Source organism: Alteromonas sp. H02 (assembly GCF_059682525.1).
On sequence record NZ_CM185021.1, the window covers coordinates 376,284 to 394,355 of the forward strand.

Annotated in this window: 19 protein-coding genes; 6 read left to right on the top strand and 13 right to left on the bottom strand. The window is 50.7% G+C overall.

Annotated features, from left to right (window positions below; translation table 11 throughout):
• Position 1 precedes the first annotated feature (1 nt).
• A complete protein-coding gene (locus AC566Q_RS01710) occupies positions 2-1,693 on the top strand; it encodes an NAD-dependent malic enzyme (protein ID WP_499612964.1) in 1,692 nt (563 codons plus the stop codon).
• Positions 1,694-2,018: 325 nt separating this feature from the next.
• On the opposite strand, the gene AC566Q_RS01715 is transcribed toward AC566Q_RS01710, so the two are convergent.
• The 8 genes from AC566Q_RS01715 to AC566Q_RS01750 form a co-directional block, all read right to left on the bottom strand.
• Positions 2,019-2,879, bottom strand: a complete 861-nt coding sequence (locus tag AC566Q_RS01715; protein WP_499612966.1) for an alpha/beta hydrolase family protein — start codon at positions 2,877-2,879, stop codon at positions 2,019-2,021.
• Between the two features lie 123 nt (positions 2,880-3,002).
• Positions 3,003-4,313, bottom strand: a complete 1,311-nt coding sequence (argA, locus tag AC566Q_RS01720; protein WP_499612968.1) for an amino-acid N-acetyltransferase — start codon at positions 4,311-4,313, stop codon at positions 3,003-3,005.
• 6 nt (positions 4,314-4,319) lie between these two features.
• Complete coding sequence (argH, locus tag AC566Q_RS01725; RefSeq protein ID WP_499612970.1) at positions 4,320-5,702, bottom strand: argininosuccinate lyase; 1,383 nt, start codon at positions 5,700-5,702, stop codon at positions 4,320-4,322.
• Positions 5,703-5,704: 2 nt separating this feature from the next.
• Positions 5,705-6,913: an argininosuccinate synthase gene (locus AC566Q_RS01730; protein ID WP_123327301.1), complete on the bottom strand. Its 1,209-nt coding sequence runs from the start codon at positions 6,911-6,913 to the stop codon at positions 5,705-5,707.
• A gap of 14 nt (positions 6,914-6,927) precedes the next feature.
• On the bottom strand, positions 6,928-7,839 hold the full coding sequence (locus tag AC566Q_RS01735) for an ornithine carbamoyltransferase (protein WP_499612972.1): 912 nt from the start codon (positions 7,837-7,839) through the stop codon (positions 6,928-6,930).
• Between the two features lies 1 nt (position 7,840).
• Positions 7,841-8,632: an acetylglutamate kinase gene (gene argB / locus AC566Q_RS01740; protein WP_499612975.1), complete on the bottom strand. Its 792-nt coding sequence runs from the start codon at positions 8,630-8,632 to the stop codon at positions 7,841-7,843.
• Positions 8,625-9,644 (bottom strand): N-acetyl-gamma-glutamyl-phosphate reductase, encoded by a 1,020-nt coding sequence (gene argC, locus AC566Q_RS01745; protein ID WP_499612977.1) that lies wholly within the window; start codon positions 9,642-9,644, stop codon positions 8,625-8,627. Before argC ends, argB begins: the two co-directional genes overlap by 8 nt.
• A gap of 123 nt (positions 9,645-9,767) precedes the next feature.
• Positions 9,768-9,890: a hypothetical protein gene (locus AC566Q_RS01750; RefSeq protein ID WP_499612980.1), complete on the bottom strand. Its 123-nt coding sequence runs from the start codon at positions 9,888-9,890 to the stop codon at positions 9,768-9,770.
• A 241-nt stretch (positions 9,891-10,131) separates the two neighbouring features.
• On the opposite strand from AC566Q_RS01750, the gene AC566Q_RS01755 reads away from it, so the two are divergent.
• Positions 10,132-10,548 carry a methylglyoxal synthase gene (locus tag AC566Q_RS01755; RefSeq protein WP_499612982.1) on the top strand — a complete coding sequence of 139 codons (417 nt, stop codon included), beginning with the start codon at positions 10,132-10,134 and terminating at the stop codon, positions 10,546-10,548.
• Positions 10,549-10,555: 7 nt separating this feature from the next.
• Here the strand turns inward: AC566Q_RS01755 and AC566Q_RS01760 are convergent, their stop codons facing one another.
• Positions 10,556-10,948 (bottom strand): energy transducer TonB, encoded by a 393-nt coding sequence (locus AC566Q_RS01760; RefSeq protein WP_499612985.1) that lies wholly within the window; start codon positions 10,946-10,948, stop codon positions 10,556-10,558.
• A 104-nt stretch (positions 10,949-11,052) separates the two neighbouring features.
• Here AC566Q_RS01760 and AC566Q_RS01765 point away from each other — a divergent pair, with 104 nt between their 5' ends.
• Together AC566Q_RS01765 and trmL are read left to right on the top strand one after the other, a co-directional pair.
• Positions 11,053-12,033 (top strand): alpha/beta fold hydrolase, encoded by a 981-nt coding sequence (locus tag AC566Q_RS01765; RefSeq protein ID WP_499612987.1) that lies wholly within the window; start codon positions 11,053-11,055, stop codon positions 12,031-12,033.
• Positions 12,034-12,088: 55 nt separating this feature from the next.
• Positions 12,089-12,553, top strand: coding sequence for a tRNA (uridine(34)/cytosine(34)/5-carboxymethylaminomethyluridine(34)-2'-O)-methyltransferase TrmL (gene trmL / locus AC566Q_RS01770; protein WP_499612990.1), 465 nt, complete (start codon positions 12,089-12,091; stop codon positions 12,551-12,553).
• Positions 12,554-12,654: 101 nt separating this feature from the next.
• On the opposite strand, the gene gpsA is transcribed toward trmL, so the two are convergent.
• Genes gpsA through AC566Q_RS01790 form a run of 4 tightly spaced genes read right to left on the bottom strand, consistent with a single transcriptional unit; the run spans position 12,655 to position 14,913 of the window.
• Positions 12,655-13,656, bottom strand: a complete 1,002-nt coding sequence (gene gpsA / locus AC566Q_RS01775) for an NAD(P)H-dependent glycerol-3-phosphate dehydrogenase (RefSeq protein ID WP_499612993.1) — start codon at positions 13,654-13,656, stop codon at positions 12,655-12,657.
• Between the two features lie 7 nt (positions 13,657-13,663).
• A complete protein-coding gene (gene secB / locus AC566Q_RS01780; RefSeq protein WP_499612996.1) occupies positions 13,664-14,170 on the bottom strand; it encodes a protein-export chaperone SecB in 507 nt (168 codons plus the stop codon).
• A gap of 39 nt (positions 14,171-14,209) precedes the next feature.
• Positions 14,210-14,467, bottom strand: a complete 258-nt coding sequence (grxC, locus tag AC566Q_RS01785) for a glutaredoxin 3 (RefSeq protein ID WP_105936197.1) — start codon at positions 14,465-14,467, stop codon at positions 14,210-14,212.
• Positions 14,468-14,487: 20 nt separating this feature from the next.
• Positions 14,488-14,913 carry a rhodanese-like domain-containing protein gene (locus AC566Q_RS01790; protein WP_499612999.1) on the bottom strand — a complete coding sequence of 142 codons (426 nt, stop codon included), beginning with the start codon at positions 14,911-14,913 and terminating at the stop codon, positions 14,488-14,490.
• A 345-nt stretch (positions 14,914-15,258) separates the two neighbouring features.
• Here AC566Q_RS01790 and gpmI point away from each other — a divergent pair, with 345 nt between their 5' ends.
• Together gpmI and AC566Q_RS01800 are read left to right on the top strand one after the other, a co-directional pair.
• On the top strand, positions 15,259-16,794 hold the full coding sequence (gpmI, locus tag AC566Q_RS01795) for a 2,3-bisphosphoglycerate-independent phosphoglycerate mutase (RefSeq protein WP_499613002.1): 1,536 nt from the start codon (positions 15,259-15,261) through the stop codon (positions 16,792-16,794).
• Positions 16,795-16,802: 8 nt separating this feature from the next.
• The gene (locus AC566Q_RS01800) at positions 16,803-17,960 is read left to right on the top strand and encodes a murein hydrolase activator EnvC family protein (protein WP_499613005.1); all 1,158 of its coding nucleotides are present in this window, start codon (positions 16,803-16,805) and stop codon (positions 17,958-17,960) included.
• Positions 17,961-18,072: the final 112 nt, after the last annotated feature.

Genomic DNA, 18,072 nt, shown 5'->3' on the forward strand with positions numbered 1-18,072 from the left:
AATGTCTGATGACGATAAGCGATATTTGTATATACCGCATGCCGGCCCGTCTTTGCTGGAAACCCCTCTACTGAATAAAGGCAGTGCATTCAGCGCTAAAGAGAGGGCCCGTTTTAATCTTACCGGTCTGTTACCCCCGCGCTACGAAACCATCGAAGAACAGGTGGAACGGGCTTATCTGCAATATAACTCCTTCGATGAGCCCCTGAATAAGCACATTTATTTACGCGCCATTCAGGATAACAACGAAACCCTGTTTTATCGCCTGATCCAGTCGCACATTGAAGAAATGATGCCGATTATTTACACCCCTACCGTGGGTGACGCCTGTGAACAATTCTCCGATATTTATCGCAGTTCACGAGGCTTGTTTATCTCCTGGGAAGAGCGCGACCAGATTGATGATATTGTCCGCAACGCGACTAAACGTAAAGTCAAAGTCATTGTGGTAACCGACGGAGAGCGCATCCTCGGCCTTGGCGATCAGGGTATTGGCGGGATGGGGATCCCTATCGGTAAGCTATCCCTGTACACCGCTTGCGGTGGTATTTCACCTGCCTACACCTTGCCGGTAATGCTGGATGTGGGAACCAACAACGAAAAACTGCTGAATGACCCAATGTACATGGGTGCCCGGCACCCTCGTATTAGTCAGGCGGAGTATGATGAATTCCTCGATTTGTTTATTCGGGCTGTTAATCGACGCTGGCCGGAAGCACTCATTCAGTTTGAAGACTTCGCACAGCCCAACGCAATGCCCCTGTTAAACCGTTATCGCAACGAAGTGTGCTGCTTTAATGATGATATCCAGGGCACGGCGGCAGTCACCTTAGGGACTATTCTGGCAGCATGCCGCATGAAACAAGCGAAACTCTCGGAGCTGAAAGTGGTGTTTGTAGGCGCAGGCTCAGCCGGGTGCGGTATTGCCGAAATGCTGATCCAGCAAATGTGTTCTGAAGGGCTCAGCGATGCAGAGGCGCGTAAGCAAATATTTATGGTCGACCGTTACGGACTGGTAATGGAAGGGCAGGAGGGCCTGCGGGACTTCCAGCAACGCCTGCAACACACTCAGGAAGACATTGCCGGGTGGTCGTTCAGCGGTGAATATCCGGTATTGCTGGATGTAGTTAACTGCGCGCAGCCTGATGTGCTGATTGGTGTGTCTGGTCAGCCAGGTTTATTTACCGAGCATGTTGTACGCGCTATGAAACGACATACCGAACTGCCTATCATATTCCCACTCAGTAATCCGTCTCGCCAGGTTGAAGCCCGCCCGGAACAGGTGATTGAATGGACCGAAGGTGAAGTGGTCATTGCGACCGGCAGCCCCTTTAAGCCTGTCGAGTACGAAGGCAATGTTTACCCGGTTGCCCAGTGTAATAACAGTTATATCTTCCCGGGGATTGGCCTGGGCGTGATTGCCTCAAAAGCACGCTTAATCAGTGACGAGATGCTGATGGCCGCCAGTAACGCGCTGGCCAATGCTTCACCGCTGGCCAATACCGGTGAGGGTGAGTTGTTGCCACCACTGCGTAAGATCTCGGCCCTGAGTCGCCAGATTGCCTTTGATGTTGCCAAGGTGGCAATGCAGCAAGGACTGGCACTGGAGCAAACTGACGACAACCTGTTAGCCAGTATTGAGAAAAACTACTGGCGCGCACAATACCGTCCCTACAAGCGGGTCAGTATCTGATTCTGGCCCGGTTACCGGCTGCGCAGCCGCGCAGTCGGTAAAAACTGTTATCGTTTTGCAACATTTACCCGCCCATTAGCCGCCTGTTTTTCAGCTGTATTCAATTAACTATCTGTAAAATATAGATAAAGTCTGTTTGGCACGGCTCTTGATTGTACTAAAGTGTAATGCACTTGCTTCACTAGGGCATGCATTGCACATTGCTTTTCAGATGTGTCACAACGGCGTCATTCCGGATGGATGAAGCGCTTGTTGTTCCCTTCTTTTGATCCTCAGGGGGCGATGGAGTGCCCCCTCTTTTTTTGTACTTCTATGCGAATTGGGATCAGGAGTGTTTAACGATCCAATTCACAATATCCGGCCAGAACGGCAGTCCGTGTTTCGAGAAGAAACGCATATGACCAAGATGCCCGAGACCATGCTGCGCAGGTTCGATTACTTTACGTGTAACGTTCAGATTTTTATAAACGGTAAGGATATCTTCCATATTGATCTGTGGAGAGATTTGGTCGTCAACCGCGCGTATCCATAATGCCGGCTGGGTAAGCTGATCATAAAATTGCTGTTGGATATGGCTGCCAAACTCAGTTTTGGCATAGCCCTGGCCGTTACACCAGCGCCGCCACTGCGCACCTACTCCCTTCGGCAGCGGTTCGCCCATACCCATCCAGTGTGACTGAGTGCGGCCAAATAACGCGTTGGTCAGCGGAATAAACACATTCATGTAAAACTGTGCCTGGTACTTATAGGCACCGGTAAAATTACGTAAACAACCGGATGAACTGCCGTAAGTAATGATACTGGTCAACTCGGTGGCGTTGGGCATTAGTCCTGCCAACTGACCGCCGGCACTGTGGCCAATAAGGTGCAGTGGCTGGTCGGGATAGTGTTGCTGCAAAAATGCCAGTGCTGCCGGCATGTCTTTCTGGCCCCAGTCCTGTAAGCGAGTTTCGCCCATCACTTTACGGGTTTTAGGAGAGTCTCCAATGCCCCGGTTATCAAAGGTGAGCACGGCAATACCTTGCTCGGCCAAAAAGGTGGCAAAGCGGGTATAGAAACCTTGTTTGATGCCCGTAGCCGGCGCAATCATTACCGCCGCAACGGGCGTCTTTAATGGCTTATAGAGTAAGCCGGATAAAGCAATATCGTCTGTACACTCAATGGTGACAGCGTGGGGAGAAAGCATAAATGACCTTCTGGTCTAACCAGTTTGGGCCAATTATAACGAACTCTTAACAATATGAAAGAGGGGGATTTTGCGGGATACTGCCACTGCAACCGGGGAGCCCGGCTACAGTGCAGGCTACAACTATAAATCGAGGGTATAGACTTTTGATTTACGCTGAAAGTTATACAGTTCTTTCTTTTGAGCCGGCAGCGCATCAACATCCGCCGCCTTGAAACCCTGATCCAGAAACCAATGACCGGTAACAGTCGTTAATACGAAGAGGCGCTGAATACCGGCGGCAATGGCGCGCTCGCGAACTTCATCGAGTATACGCTCGCCACGGTTTTTACCCCGGTAATCGGAGTGGGTTGCTACACAGGCAAGCTCGGCTGAGCCGTCATCCGGATAAAGATAAAGCGCGGCACAGGCGATGATCATGCCGTCGCGTTCTATCACAATAAACTGATGAATTTCGTTTTCCAGTCGTTCCCGGGAACGTTTCACCAATACACCACTTTCTTCCAGCGGTTTGATGAGATTGAGGATGCCGCCGACGTCGTCGATGGTGGCTTCCCGAAGCTGCTCGTAATGGTTTTCCATCACCAGTGAACCGGCACCGTCGCGGGTAAATAATTCCTGCAGCAGAGCACCATCGGTTTCATAACTAACACAGTGAGCGCGAGGAATGCCCGCTGCCACGCTGGTAGTCAGTGCGCGAATGGCCGTGGCTTCGGTCATCAGTTCATCGTCGCGGTGTAACTGTTCAAGCAGGTTTCGCTCGATGGTGCGAATGAGCTTACCGTCTTTACGAAAAATGCCCGAATAGTTGGAAAATACCACTAATTTATCGGCTTCCAGTGCAATAGCGGCCTGAGTTGCCACATCTTCGTGAGACAGGTTAAACACTTCGCCGGTAGAGGAGTAGCCCATTGGCGACAGTAGCACGATAGAGCCATCATTGAGATGGTCGTTAATACCGGTGGTGTCGATACGGCGCACCTGACCGGTGTTTTCAAAGTCCACGCCGTCGAGTACGCCCATGGGCTTGGCAACCACCAGATTGCCGGTACACACACGAATATGCGCACCGTGCATAGGCGAGTTTGGTAAACCCATGGTGAGTAACGCTTCAATATGGCAGCGTACCGAGCCAGCGGCGTCTTTGACGCATTCCAGGGTTTCTTTATCGGTAATACGCACATCGTGACTAAATCGCGCTTCGGTTTTGCGCAAAGCCACTCGCTGATCAATTTGCGGGCGGGCACCGTGCACCAGCACCAGACGCACGCCCAGACTGCTCAGCAGTGCGATATCCTGAATAATATTGGGGAAGTTGTCGTCTTCAATGGCCTCGCCGCCAAACATCAGCACAAAGGTTTTGCCCCGGTGTGCATTGATGTAAGGCGCAGAGCTTCTGAATAGCCCAATACTTTCGTGATGCGATAGCACCATTTGTGATTATCCTAACTTATCCAGTTTTTCCAGTTCTTCATACAGTGCCTTGGTAACAGTTTCAGCACTGGTTCCGCCCAGAATATTGCGCTTATCCACGCCATATTCGAGTTGGAGAACCGGGTAAACATCTTCGTCAATATCACTGCACACTGATTGCAGTTGTGCCAGCGATAAATCTTCAATCGGCGCATCCTGCTCCAGCGCCAGCAATACAACCTGACCAGAAATATCATGCGCCGTTCTGAACGGGATGCCCTTACCTACCAGGTAATCGGCCAGTTCAGTGGCGTTTGAATAGCCCTGGGCGGCGGCAATCCGACAGCGTTCTTCGTTGAGCGCCAGACTGTCGAGCACTTCACAGGCGATACACAGACAGCAATGCCATTGATTCACGGCATCGAAGGCGCCTTCTTTGTCTTCCTGCATATCTTTGTTATACGCCAGAGGCAGTCCTTTCATGGTGACCAGCAGCGCCTGCAAATGACCAAATACCCGGCCGCATTTGCCGCGCAGTAATTCCAGTGCATCGGGGTTTTTCTTCTGCGGCATCAGTGATGAACCAGAGGTCACGCTGTCGCCCAGTTGCAGAAAACCGGCTTCACCAGAGTTATAGAAAATTAAATCTTCAGCCAGACGCGACAGGTGCATCATGCTGGTGCTGGCAGTAAATAGCAGCTCCAGCACGAAGTCGCGATCTGATACCGCATCCAGGCTGTTTAAGCAGGGCCCACTAAAGCCAAGCTGATCGGCGATTTCATGACGATCAACAGGATAGGTTGTTCCTGCCAGCGCACCAGAACCCAGCGGGCACTGATTCATGCGCTCATGTAAATCGTTTAAGCGGCTCAGGTCGCGTTTAAACATTTCCACATAGGCTAAACACCAGTGTGGGAAGCGAATCGGCTGGGCGCGCTGTAAGTGCGTATAGCCGGGAATAATCGCTTGCTGGTGACGACTGGCGGTATGCAGCAGGCTGCGAACCACTGCCGTCACGTCTGCTTTTAAGGACTCAATGTGGGTACGGCACCACAAGCGGAAATCCGTCGCAACCTGATCATTACGACTACGGCCGGTGTGCAGCTTGCGCCCCACATCACCAAGCTTGTCAATCAAGGCTGCTTCGACAAAGCTGTGAATGTCTTCTTCGCCGCTGGCGTTAAAGTCGATTTCACCGGCTTGTGCCTGGGCTTTCAATTCGCTGAGTGCAGCTTCGAGTTGCTGCTGTTCCTCACTGGTCAGCACGCCGGCTTTCGCCAGTGCCCGTGACCATACGATTGAGCCTTCCATATCCTGCGCGGCCATGGCCTGGTCGAACGGCAATGAGTCGTTAACCTGACGGAACATGTTACTGCTGCCGGCAGCGAACCGGCCTCCCCACAATGCCATGATTACTCTCCCTGTTTTTTCAAGGCCGCGATACGGCTTGATAAACTGAACAGGCGGATAAAGCCTTCAGCGTGCTTCTGGTCGTATACGTCGTCGGCACCAAAGGTAGCAAAGTCTTCAGAGTACAGGCTGTTTGGCGACTGACGTTGAGTCACTGTAGCCTGGCCTTTGTAAAGCTTAACCACGATTTCACCGGTCACGTACTTGGCAAAAGAGGCTGCGCCAGCAATCAGGGCGTCGCTCAGCGGCGTAAACCAACGGCCGTCATACATTACGTGAGAGAATTCCAGCGCCAGTTGTTCGCGGTATTTCAGTGAAGCTTTGTCCAGTACCATGGTTTCCAGCGCTTTATACGCTTTCAGCAGTACTGTGCCCCCTGGAGTTTCGTAACAACCACGCGACTTCATACCAACCAGACGGTTTTCAACGATGTCGATACGGCCAACACCGTGGGCGGCAGCCAGATTGTTAAGCTCAACCAGGCCTTCGTACGGTGAAACTTCTTTGCCGTTTACGTGAGTCAGCGCGCCTTCGTTAAACTTCAGGTTGATACGCTCTGCCTGATCCGGCGCTTCTTCCGGATCAACGGTCATGGTCCAGACCTGTTTGCTAGGCTCACACCATGGATCTTCCAGCTCGCCGCCTTCGTGAGAAATGTGCCAGGCGTTGGCATCACGGCTGTAAATCTTGGTGGCAGATGCGGTGGTTTTGATATTACGCTCGGCCAGATAAGCCAGCAGGTCTTCACGGGATACCATATCCCACTCGCGCCATGGCGCGATAACGGCTAAATCAGGGGCCAGCGCGTTGAATGCGCCTTCAAAACGAACCTGGTCGTTACCTTTACCGGTACAGCCGTGGCACAGCGCATCGGCGCCGACTTTACGGGCAATTTCTACCTGCGCTTTGGCGATAACCGGGCGGGCCATGGAGGTACCCAGCAGGTACTCACCTTCGTAAATTGCGCCGGTGGTAATGGTTGGGAAGATATATTCTTTAACGAATTCTTCTTTCAGGTCAACGATGTAACATTCGCTGGCACCGGTGGCGATGGCTTTTTCTTTTAAGCCTTCCAGTTCTTCATCACCCTGACCAACATCGGCCGCGAAGGCAACGACTTCACAATCATAGTTTTCTTTTAACCAGGGAATGATGGCTGATGTGTCTAAACCGCCTGAATAGGCAAGCACAACTTTATTGATTTTGCGCATAATGAGTGTCCTGACTAGGCTCCAAGTAAATGGGTTAAAATAGCGTTTTGGCCGTGCATCCGGTTTTCAGCCTGCTGCATTAACAACGACGCATCGCTGTCCATCAGGCTGCCGGTAATTTCCAGATCGCGGTGAGCTGGCTGACAGTGCAACACGTGGGTTGCGCCGGTCAGTTCCATAAGTGCTTCGTTAACCTGGTACGGCATGAATTTGTCTTTAATGGTTTCAAGTGGCGTGTCATCGCCCATTGATAACCAGGTATCGGTGTAAATCACGTTGGCGCCTTTGGCTGCCGCAACGTCATTTGACTCAATGATTTTTACGCCGGTCTTTGCGGCGATAGCTTTGGCCTGAGCTACTATTGTGGGATCGGCTTCATGCCCTTGTGGCGTAACTACCACCTGATGACAACCCAGCAGTGCGCCCACGATAAGCAGCGAATGGGTAACGTTATTGCCATCGCCCACATAAGCCATGGTCAGGCCTTCACAACTGCCGAATTTTTCGAACAGGGTGAGGTAGTCGGCCAGGCCCTGACAAGGATGGTATTTGTCGCACAGCGCGTTGATTACCGGTACCTTGGCCGCTTCGGCAAAGGTTTCCAGCGTGCTGTGAGAAAATACCCGGGCAACAATGGCATCTGCCCAGCAAGCCAGGTTAGCGGCAACGTCTACTGAGTCCTCACGACCAGCCAGCTTGTTGGACTGACTGTCTAAGTAAACCATGTGTCCGCCTAAACGGTTAATACCAATATCGAAGCTGACGCGCGTACGTAGCGATGGTTTTTCAAACAGGGCAACAATAGACTTGCCCGCCAACGCCTGTGAATAAGCTTGTGGCGCCTGTTTAATTTGTACCGCTAATGACAATAGCTCCTGCATTTGCTCTGGTGTCCAGTTAGCAAACGTCAATAAATCCTGCTTCATTTTATACTCCAGATGTCTGGGAGGCCGGAATTACGCGGGTTCCGGTTTGATTGTCCAATATTGCTGTCAGCGGCGCTGACCAGTTTGCAATGGTTACTGGCTTAGCCAGTTCGTTGGCGGCCTGCATTGCTGCCGCCACTTTAACCAACATGCCGTCTTTGATCACGCCCTTAGCCACTTCTTCATCAAGTCGCGGCTGGTCGAGTTCATGTATCAGTTGTTTGTCGCCATCGAGCACGCCGTCAACGTTTGACAGCAGCAACAAATCGCCGCCCATCAGTTCGGCTATTACGGTGGCTGCCTGGTCGGCATTGACGTTGAGCAAACGCCCTTCGGCGTTGCTGCCAATCGAGCTTATAACGGGCAGAAAGGCGGCGCTGAGCAGCTGATTAAGCAACTCTGGTTTGCCGGCAGCCGGTACGCCCACCGCGCCATACTTTTCATTCAGTACCTTACAATCGGTTATGCCACCGTCCAGCAAAGACAATCCCACCGGTGTGATACCGGCACCAATAGCCAGGCCGCATAAACTTTTATTGGCACTGCCAGCCAGTGCGCCACAAACAAACGGCATTTGTTCATCGGGGGTCACCCGTAAACCGTCAATCTTGGTACTGGTAAGTTGCATGGCGGCCAGTAAGGTTTCGACCAGCGGGCCACCGCCATGGACTAATATTACCGGACGCTGGCTTTGCAGTGTTTTGATCTCAGCCAATAACTGGCCGGCAATCTGAGGATTTTCCAACAGAGCGCCACCCACTTTTATAACCACCGGCGATGATATGTCAGCCATTGATTAATCCCTCGGTCGCCGGCAAACCCAGCGCTAAATTGGCACACTGCATGGCCTGTGAGGCCGCGCCTTTCATCACGTTATCGATGGCACTGGTAATCACGGCATAACCTGATTGCTCGTCGACTTTCCAGTGCAGATCGCAATACGGCGTATGCGCAACATCATCAATTTTAGGGAAACTTTCGCGCAAACGCACAACAGGCTGGTCACCATACACTTCGCTATACAGATTATCCAGTGTCGATTGGCTGGTGCCACTTGTCAGCTTAACGGTAACCGTGGCCAGAATCCCACGTTTAAAATTACCCAGGTGCGGCGTAAAGATGACCGGCGTACCCAGGTGGAGTTCGATTTCCGGCGTATGCCGATGTCCCAGCACCCCATAAGCCTGCAGACTCACTTCATAGAAACTGGTGCCAAGGTTAGCTTTACGACCGGCGCCACTGACACCCGATACCGCATTGATGATCGGACGAACACTTTCATCCAGCAATCCAGCATTGTGTAATGGCTTTAACGCCAGCAATGAGGCCGTAGGGTAACAGCCGGGCACAGCAACAATACTGGCTTGTTTAATGGTATCGGCATTATATTCGGCAAGGCCATAGACCGCCTGGGCCAGGCAATCCTGCGAGGTGTGTGCAAAACCATAGTGTTTGGCAAACACTTCGGTGTCTTTGAGGCGAAATGCGCCAGACAAATCGAACACCTTGGCTTTACCGGCAGATAACTCAGCCATCCAGTCGTGGCTGGCTTCGTGCGGGGTAGCCAGGAATATCGCATCCATCGAATCTGCCAGTTCGGCAAGACGGTGCGGGGCTAAGGGCTCAAGTATGTGTTGGGTAAGGTGCGCGAGGTTACCGTGTAGCTGGGCAATTGTCTTGCCGGCATCCTGACTGTTCTCAGACACTAATACATGCTGCAAAGTCATGTGTGAATGTCCGCTGATTAAACTTACTAACTGCGCCCCGGTATAGCCGCTGGCGCCTATCACTGCTACGTTAAACATAATCTGATCGTTTGAAATTGATGGGTTACAAAATTAAAAAAACACTTTTTACCTTTGTGTTGGTGCTTGTGAGCAGGCCGATAAAACCACAAAGGTAAAAAGTGCGCTACGCATACTAGTGCATTACTTCTTCGGCGTTGATGTACTCCATCGTCGCCACAGGCACTGCATAGTGTAGCCAGCCAGGGGAGAGCTAAACTGTGATAAAGCAACCGCAGGGAGATGCCGGTTGGTTTTAATATTCATGTCCTAATCCTGTCATTTTCTTCCGCTACACTGATAGTTTAGTCAGGCATTAACGATGTGCGGAATCTTAATTGCTGCTAATGATACAATCCTGGCATATTTATGCAATAATTTTGTATAAATATTTAAAAGAAATGAATGCCTATAAGGTTTTTCAACAATTTATGTTGTATTTCTTGCCGGATGTAGCAGGATTTGCCATAGTTCGCCAAAAATCATACAAATAAAAACAGGATATCCCATGACAGCCCGCACTGTTGCTCTGGTCGCCCACGACCATAAAAAAGCCGAATTACTCCAATGGGTCAAGCATCACAAGGCGTTACTGGCTCCGTTTAATCTGGTTGCCACTGGCACAACGGGGAAATTAATCAGTGATGAAACCGGCCTGAAAGTGCATCGTTATAAAAGCGGGCCGCTCGGCGGGGATCAGCAAATCGGGGCGCTGATTGCAGAGAACAAGCTCGACGCGCTGTTTTTCTTTTGGGATCCGCTTAATCCGGCGCCTCACGACCCGGATGTTAAGGCGTTGCTGAGATTGTGTTCAGTATGGAATGTACCGGTGGCCTGTACCCCGGCTACCGCCGATCTGGTGGTCACTTCACCCTTGTTCAGCGATGCTGGACATCAGCGTTTGGTACCGGATTACGGCAAGTAATCGGCAATTAGTCGCTGAGGCTAAACTCCAGCAACACCATTACCCCTTGCACAGCCTGAGCTTTGCCGCCTTTAACGGCTGGTTTATAGCGCCATTTGGCCAATGCTCTGCGAGCCTCGCCGTCGAAGATACTTTTCGGGCTGGCGTCGAGTGCAATAATATCGGTAACGCTGCCATTCTTATCGATGTTGTAAGACAGTATAACCCAGCCTTCCTGGCCGTCGCGGGCGGCCTGAGATGGGTATTTGGGATCAATACGTACAATTAAATTGGATTCGGCCAGCTCAATATCATCAGCAGACATTGTGGGGGCTTGTCGCGGCGGTTGGGTGGCCGCCCATGCAGTGCTACAAAGCGCTATTAACGCGCCTATCCCCAGCATCCTGATTGCTCTGTTCATTCAACTTTCCTTTTTCGTGAATGTAGTCATAACCAAATTTACGTTGCCATCAAGGGGGGATTAATTCAAGCTGAACAGCATTTGGCAACATCGCTGTAAATTCTATGACAGAGCATAACTGGTACCTGTGTACCGAATCCCGGTTAGAACAACAATTCTCAGATTACATTGCGCCGTTCTGGCAGGAGCATGTGACCCTGGGAAGCTTTCAGGGAAACGGCGATATCAGAGTAAGTTATGCCTACTGTGTTCCTGAGCAAGCTAACCAATCGGTGCTTATCAGCTCTGGCCGAATTGAGTCACTGCTTAAGTATAAAGAAGTGATTTATGAGCTTTACCGTAACGGTTTTGCGGTATTTGTGCTGGACCACCGGGGGCAGGGGCTGTCTGGCCGTATGACGGTTAATCCCCACCAGGGATACATCGACGACTTTCAGCACTATGTGGATGACATGTGCCATTTTATCGATGAGATTGTTACGCCACACCAGCGAGGACCGCTAAATCTGCTCTGCCATTCCATGGGCTCAGCTATTGGCGCTCTAACCATCCTGCAACGGCCCACCCAGTTTAACCGGGTGGTGTTTGGCTCACCGATGTTTGGTATTCGGCCGGCTTTACCCGAGTGGCTGGCAAAAGCCTTAATCGGGCTTAATCTCTGTGCTAACTGGCTGCTGCCGGGGAGCTCGGGCTATTTCTTTGGTCAGCGCGATTATCATGCCGATGATTTTACGGTTAACCGCCTCACTGGTAGTAAGATACGCTACCAGTTATTCAGAAACCTGTACGCTGAACAGCCCGAGATTCAGCTAGGCGGAGTAACACCGCAATGGCTTGCCGCGGCGAGTGCCGCCATGTGGCAGGTGGAACAACACGCGCAGCAAATTACTCTGCCTGTGTTGGTTTTCGGTGCCGGAGACGATACCGTGGTAGACAATAAGCGCCAGCAACGGGTAGTAGCGACCATGCCTCATGCCGAATATATTCTGGTAGAGGGTGCACGCCATGAAATTCTGATTGAAACCGATGCCATTCGCCAACCGGTAATGAAACGTATATTCGACTTCTTTAGCGGCGAATTTTGACCGGTTGACCGAAACCTCTCATAATGCCGCCTGACTTGGCGAAGAGTGAACCAACATGCTAGACATCGTGTTATATCAACCTGAAATTCCACCCAATACCGGCAATATTATCCGTTTGTGCGCGAATACCGGTTATGCGTTACACCTTATTGAGCCACTGGGTTTTGACTGGGATGATAAACGGGTACGCCGCGCGGGCTTGGACTATCACGAGTTTGCCGACGTAAAACGCTATGCAAGTTTTGAAGCCTATCTGGCCGAGCGCCAGCCAGTTCGGGTATTTGCCTGTACCACCAAAGGCAAAGCGTTTCATTCTGATGTGCAATACAAAAAGGGCGACGCGCTATTGTTCGGGCCGGAAACCCGCGGATTACCCGATGACATCATCGACTCGTTACCGCCCGGGCAACGGGTGCGTATTCCTATGCTGCCAGACAGTCGCAGCATGAACTTATCGAATGCGGTATCGGTATTTGTGTATGAGTCCTGGCGGCAATTTGGCTACGATGGTGCGCGCTAACAAGTGCATAACTGGCTATGGCTTATTTAGTTCATCAGATAATTTAAGGGGCTACCGGATATTGCTTTGCAATTCCGGTATGAATAACAAGCCTTAGCTTGTTATTCAGATTTTAGCTCTCTGCCTAATAAGGCCAGGGCGGCGTCTTTAGGCGATTTACCTTCGTAAAGTACGGCGTAAATCTGCTCGCAAATGGGCATTTCCACGCCCAGCTTACGGGCCAGAATAACCACTTCTTCGGTGTTACGGTAACCTTCTACTACCTGACCAATTTCCTCCATGGCGTTGTCCACCGAAGTGCCTTTACCTAGCGCAAGACCAAAACGGCGGTTACGGGATTGGTTGTCGGTACAGGTAAGCACCAGATCGCCCAACCCGGCCATGCCCATGAAGGTTTCTGGTTGTGCGCCGGCCTGCACGCCTAACCGGGTAAGTTCAGCCAGTCCGCGGGTAATCAGAGCTGTTCGGGCATTAGCACCAAAGCCCAGCCCATCGGCCAGTCCGGCGCCAATGGCAATCACGTTCTTTACCGCACCGCCAAGTTGCACACCGGTAAAGTCAGGGTTTTTATAAACCCGGAATGAACGGGCGCAATGCAGTTTAGCTGCCATGGCGTCGATAAATTCATCGTCAGTGGAAGACAGGGAAATAGCCGTGGGCAAGCCCGCCGCCATTTCTTTTGCGAAAGTCGGTCCGGATAGCACCGCCAGCGGGTACTTGTCACCCAGTACTTCCAGTGCGACTTCTTTTAGCAGACGACCACTGCCGGGCTCAAGGCCTTTGGTGGCCCACACGATTCGCTGGGAGTCATGCAGTAATGGCGCTAATTGCTCCAGCATGCCTTTAAATGCATGACTTGGTACCACAACCAGAATATCGCGACTTTGCGCAACAGCAGTAGCCAAATCGCTCTCAACCGAGAGCGCATCTGGAAAAGATGCACCGGGTAGGTACCGTTCATTTTGGTGGCTGTCAGCCATAACGGATAATTGTTTGGAGTCTCTGCCCCACAGCACGGTGGGCGTATTATTTCGAGCTAAACAAATAGCCAGAGCAGTGCCGTATGACCCTGCCCCTAAAACGGTAACCGACGCATCATTCATGGGCGTCTTAGGCGTCCAGTTGTTGCTGAGAAGCTTGTGCTTCCTGAGCGCGCTTTTGCATGTAAGCAGCAAAGATCGCGTCAAAGTTTACCGGCGCAAGGTTTAACGGCGGGAAGGTACCGCGATTAACCAGGTTAGAAATGGTTTCACGAGCATAAGGGAACAGCGTGTTCGGACAGAACGAACCCAGCATGTGCGCTTTGTTTTGCTCTGGCATGTCACCAATCATGAAAATACCGGCTTGCTCTACTTCACACAAGAATGCAGTTTCTTCGCCCATAGTAGCTGTAACGGTAACCGACAGAACTACTTCAAACAGGTTGCCATCCAGTTTGTCAGTAGAGGTATCGATGTCCAGTTTGATTTCTGGCTTCCACTCTTTGGTGAAGATACCCGGTGCATTAGGTGACTCAAAAGAGATGTCTTTTGTGTAGATACGCTGGATGTTGAATTGTGGTGCTTGAGCCTGGCCGGCAGCGGCGTTTTCTTGATTGCTTTGGTTTTCTTCAGACATGTTTTTACCTAAATGTAATTTTAAATTTTATAAGAATAATTAGCTGGCCAGCAGTGGATCGAGTTCTTGCTGTCTTTCCAGCGCAAACATATCATCACAACCACCAATGTGTTGGTCGTTAATGAATATTTGCGGCACTGTGTAACCGCCATTTGCGCGCTCGATCATAACATCGCGCAAAGCAGGCTCGGCGTCGATGGCGTACTCAGTGTATTCAACACCTTTTTGCTGGAGCAGGGCTTTTGCCCGGGTGCAAAAGGGGCAATAAGCTTTGGTGTAGATTTCAACTTTACTCACAATAGCGGCCTTTTGATTGATTATTTAGCAACGGGTAAGCCGGCCTGAGACCAGGCGTTCATGCCGCCTTTCAGTACATTTACTTTACTGAAACCGTATTTTGTCATTGCAGCAGCTACGCCACGTGCGCTGTTACCCATGGCACAAACAACAATAATGGGCGTGTCTTTGTATTTTTCAAGCTTGCTGAAGTTCTTTTCACGAACCTCTTCCGGCTTAATCTGCCGGGCACCGGTGATATGACCTGTCTTAAAGTCGTTGGCAGGGCGGGTGTCAAGAACCACTGCATCTTCACGGTTAATCAGCAATGTCATTTCGTGCACACTGACTTCTTTGACAGAGGAAATCAGGCCGCTAACATAGCTGTAAATCAGCATAATAACCAGCGCCAGCCAGATACCCGCCAGAATAATGTTATTGCTGGCAAATTCGATGAGTTGATCCATTACGTCTTCCCAATGCATCGGTTTGTTAAAAAAAGAGTGCAAAGTATATAGAAAAAAACAACAGAAACCAGCTTTGCGCTGCGCAAGCCCAGTTAATACAACGCCAAGCGCGCTAAATTACTGTAGTTTGGTTGGTTAATTCACATTCTCAATTAAACTGATTGAGTTATTTTTCAACATCTGCTCTTCAATCCCACCTCGGGTTTGGTAATATAAATGTATGCCTCGCCCTACGGAACAATCCAAAGCCTGACAATATCGGTACCTAATAATAAGCCGGGCAAGCGGATAACTAACCCGAACAGCATCGCCTGATAAGGGCAACGAAAATTTACAGGAGAACCCATGACGCAATCCAAGAAGACACTGGCACTAATCGTACTCGATGGCTGGGGATATCGTGAGGATGCAGATCAAAATGCCATCCTGGCCGCGAATACGCCAAATCTGGATGCTTTAACCAAAGAGTACCCAAATACGCTAATCAGCGGTTCCGGGCTGGATGTGGGTTTACCCGAAGGGCAAATGGGTAACTCTGAAGTAGGCCATGTAAACCTCGGCGCTGGCCGCGTGGTGTATCAGGACTTTACCAAAGTCACCAAATCCATTGCCGACGGCGAATTTGAGCACAATCCGGCGCTGGTAAAAGCCATTGATGAGGCGGTAAGTAAAGACAAAGCCGTGCATATTATGGGCCTGCTTTCACCAGGCGGTGTTCACAGTCATGAAGACCACATCTTTGCCGCGCTGAAAATGGCAGCCCAACGTGGTGCGAAAAAAGTTTACTTACACGCTTTTCTGGATGGCCGTGATACACCTCCACAAAGCGCTGAAGCGTCTTTGGAAAAAGCCGATGAGGTATTTGCTGAGATAGGCTGTGGTAAAACGGCCACTATCATTGGTCGCTATTTTGCCATGGACCGTGACAAGCGCTGGGATCGGGTGCAGAAAGCTTACGACCTGATCACTCAGGGCAAAGGCGAAGCGACGGCAGAATCGGCGGTCGCCGGGTTAAAAGCCTCTTATGAGGCAGGCAAAAACGATGAGTTTGTGCCACCTACTGTTATTGGCGACAGAGTGAGTGTAGAAGATGGCGATGCCATTGTCTTTATGAACTTCCGTGCCGACCGTGCACGTCAGTTAACCCAGGTGTTCGTTGATAAGAGTTTTGATGGTTTTGAGCTGGCAGTAAAGCCAGAACTGTCGGCATTTGTGATGCTAACCGAGTACTCGGCTGACTTCAATGCACCGGTAGCCTTCCCATCCGAAAAGCTGGTTAATGTGCTCGGCGAGTGGTTGGAAAAGCAGGGCAAAACACAACTGCGTATTTCAGAAACGGAAAAGTACGCCCACGTTACCTTTTTCTTCTCTGGCGGTGTAGAAAAAGAATTCAACGGCGAAGAGCGTATTCTTATTCCATCACCCGATGTAGCTACTTATGATCTACAGCCGGAAATGAACTCAGAAAAACTCACCGACGAACTGGTTGGAGCGATCGAATCTGGCAAGTTTGACGTGATCATCTGTAACTATCCCAACGGCGATATGGTGGGCCATACCGGCGACTTCGATGCGGCGGTTAAAGCCTGTGAAGCGGTCGATAAATCCATTGGGCGTGTAGTTAAGGCACTGAAGAAAACCGGCGGCGAGTGTCTGATCACTGCTGACCACGGTAACGCAGAACAAATGGTAAATAACGAGTCTGGCCAGGCCCACACTGCTCACACCAGTGAGCCTGTACCGTTTATTTACTTTGGTCGTAGTGCTGAGCCTCGTAAAGGCGGCACACTCAGCGATGTAGCGCCTACCATGTTGCATCTGATGGGTGTGGAGCAACCAGAAGAAATGACCGGCAAAACCATTATGACTTTAAAATCTTAAATAGAGATATGCAGCCCGTAGTCGCGTTGCTGAAGAACTGTGCCACCAGCCTTGTGCTGGTGGCATTGTTGTATGGGCTATCGCCTGCTGGTTTTGCCTTAGCACAAAGTGATGACGCCGAACAGGAGCTGGCGGAGCTACAGCAAGAATTAAAAGCCCGGCAACAGGCATTACAGGGTAGTAAAGCCGATGCCAGGGAACTGCAATCAGTACTGGAACAATCAGAAAAAGATATCGGTGCAGTGGCCCGGCGACTCAATAACACCAAAACCGCGTTGGCCGAAAACCGCGACCAGCAGGAAGGCCTTAAAAGCCGGCGTGATGAGCTTGAGCAAGCCATTGCTCAGCAGCAGGAACTGCTTGGTGGTCAGTTAAGAACCGCTTTTATCTCGGGTAACTATGACTATGCCAAAATGGTGTTTTACCAGGAGGATGCAGCACGCTTTGAACGGGTACTGACTTACTACAAATACCTTAATGAAGCCCGACAGAAAGAAATCACTCAGTTTAAGGCGAGCGTCACTGAGCTGGAGCAGGTTAATACCCAGTTGCAAGTCAAGGCTCAGGAATTAAGCGCGTTGCTGAGCGATCAGGAGCGTCAGCAAAATGAACTGGTTGCTCGTCAACAGGATCGCCAGCAAACATTGGTAAAGCTGCGTAGTAAAATTGCCAGCGAAGAAGGCCGGATTGCGCAATTAAGGGAAGCCGAGCAAGCATTGGTAGAAGCCATCGAACGTGCTCAGCGGGCCAGCCAGGTGTCGCAGGAGTTAACCGGCTTATCCGGCGATAAAGGAAAGTTACTAAAACCTGCCAGCGGTACACTTCGGCGTTTATTTGGTAAGCGTCGTCAGGGCCAGGTGCGGTGGAAAGGGATCATGATAGATGGCCGTGAAGGCAGTGCGGTAAAAGCCATCGCTCATGGCCGCGTAATCTATTCTGACTGGCTGAGAGGCTTCGGTCTGGTGACTATTATCGAACATGGTGATGGTTATATGTCGGTTTACGGACACAATCAGGCACTGCTTCGCTCGGCCGGTGATGCGGTGGCTAAAGGCGAGACCGTGGCATTACTGGGTCAGAGTGGCGGTCAGTCGTCACCGAATTTATATTTTGAGATACGCCATAAGGGCAAAGCACTTAACCCGTTACAGTGGCTGGATATTTAGCCTTTTCGTATCGCCTCAGCCAGACCGGTATGGATACCGATAAGGTGGTTGATATTGGTAATTGTGAACCCGGCTGGTATGCTAGCCGCCATAACAATTACAAATAATCAGG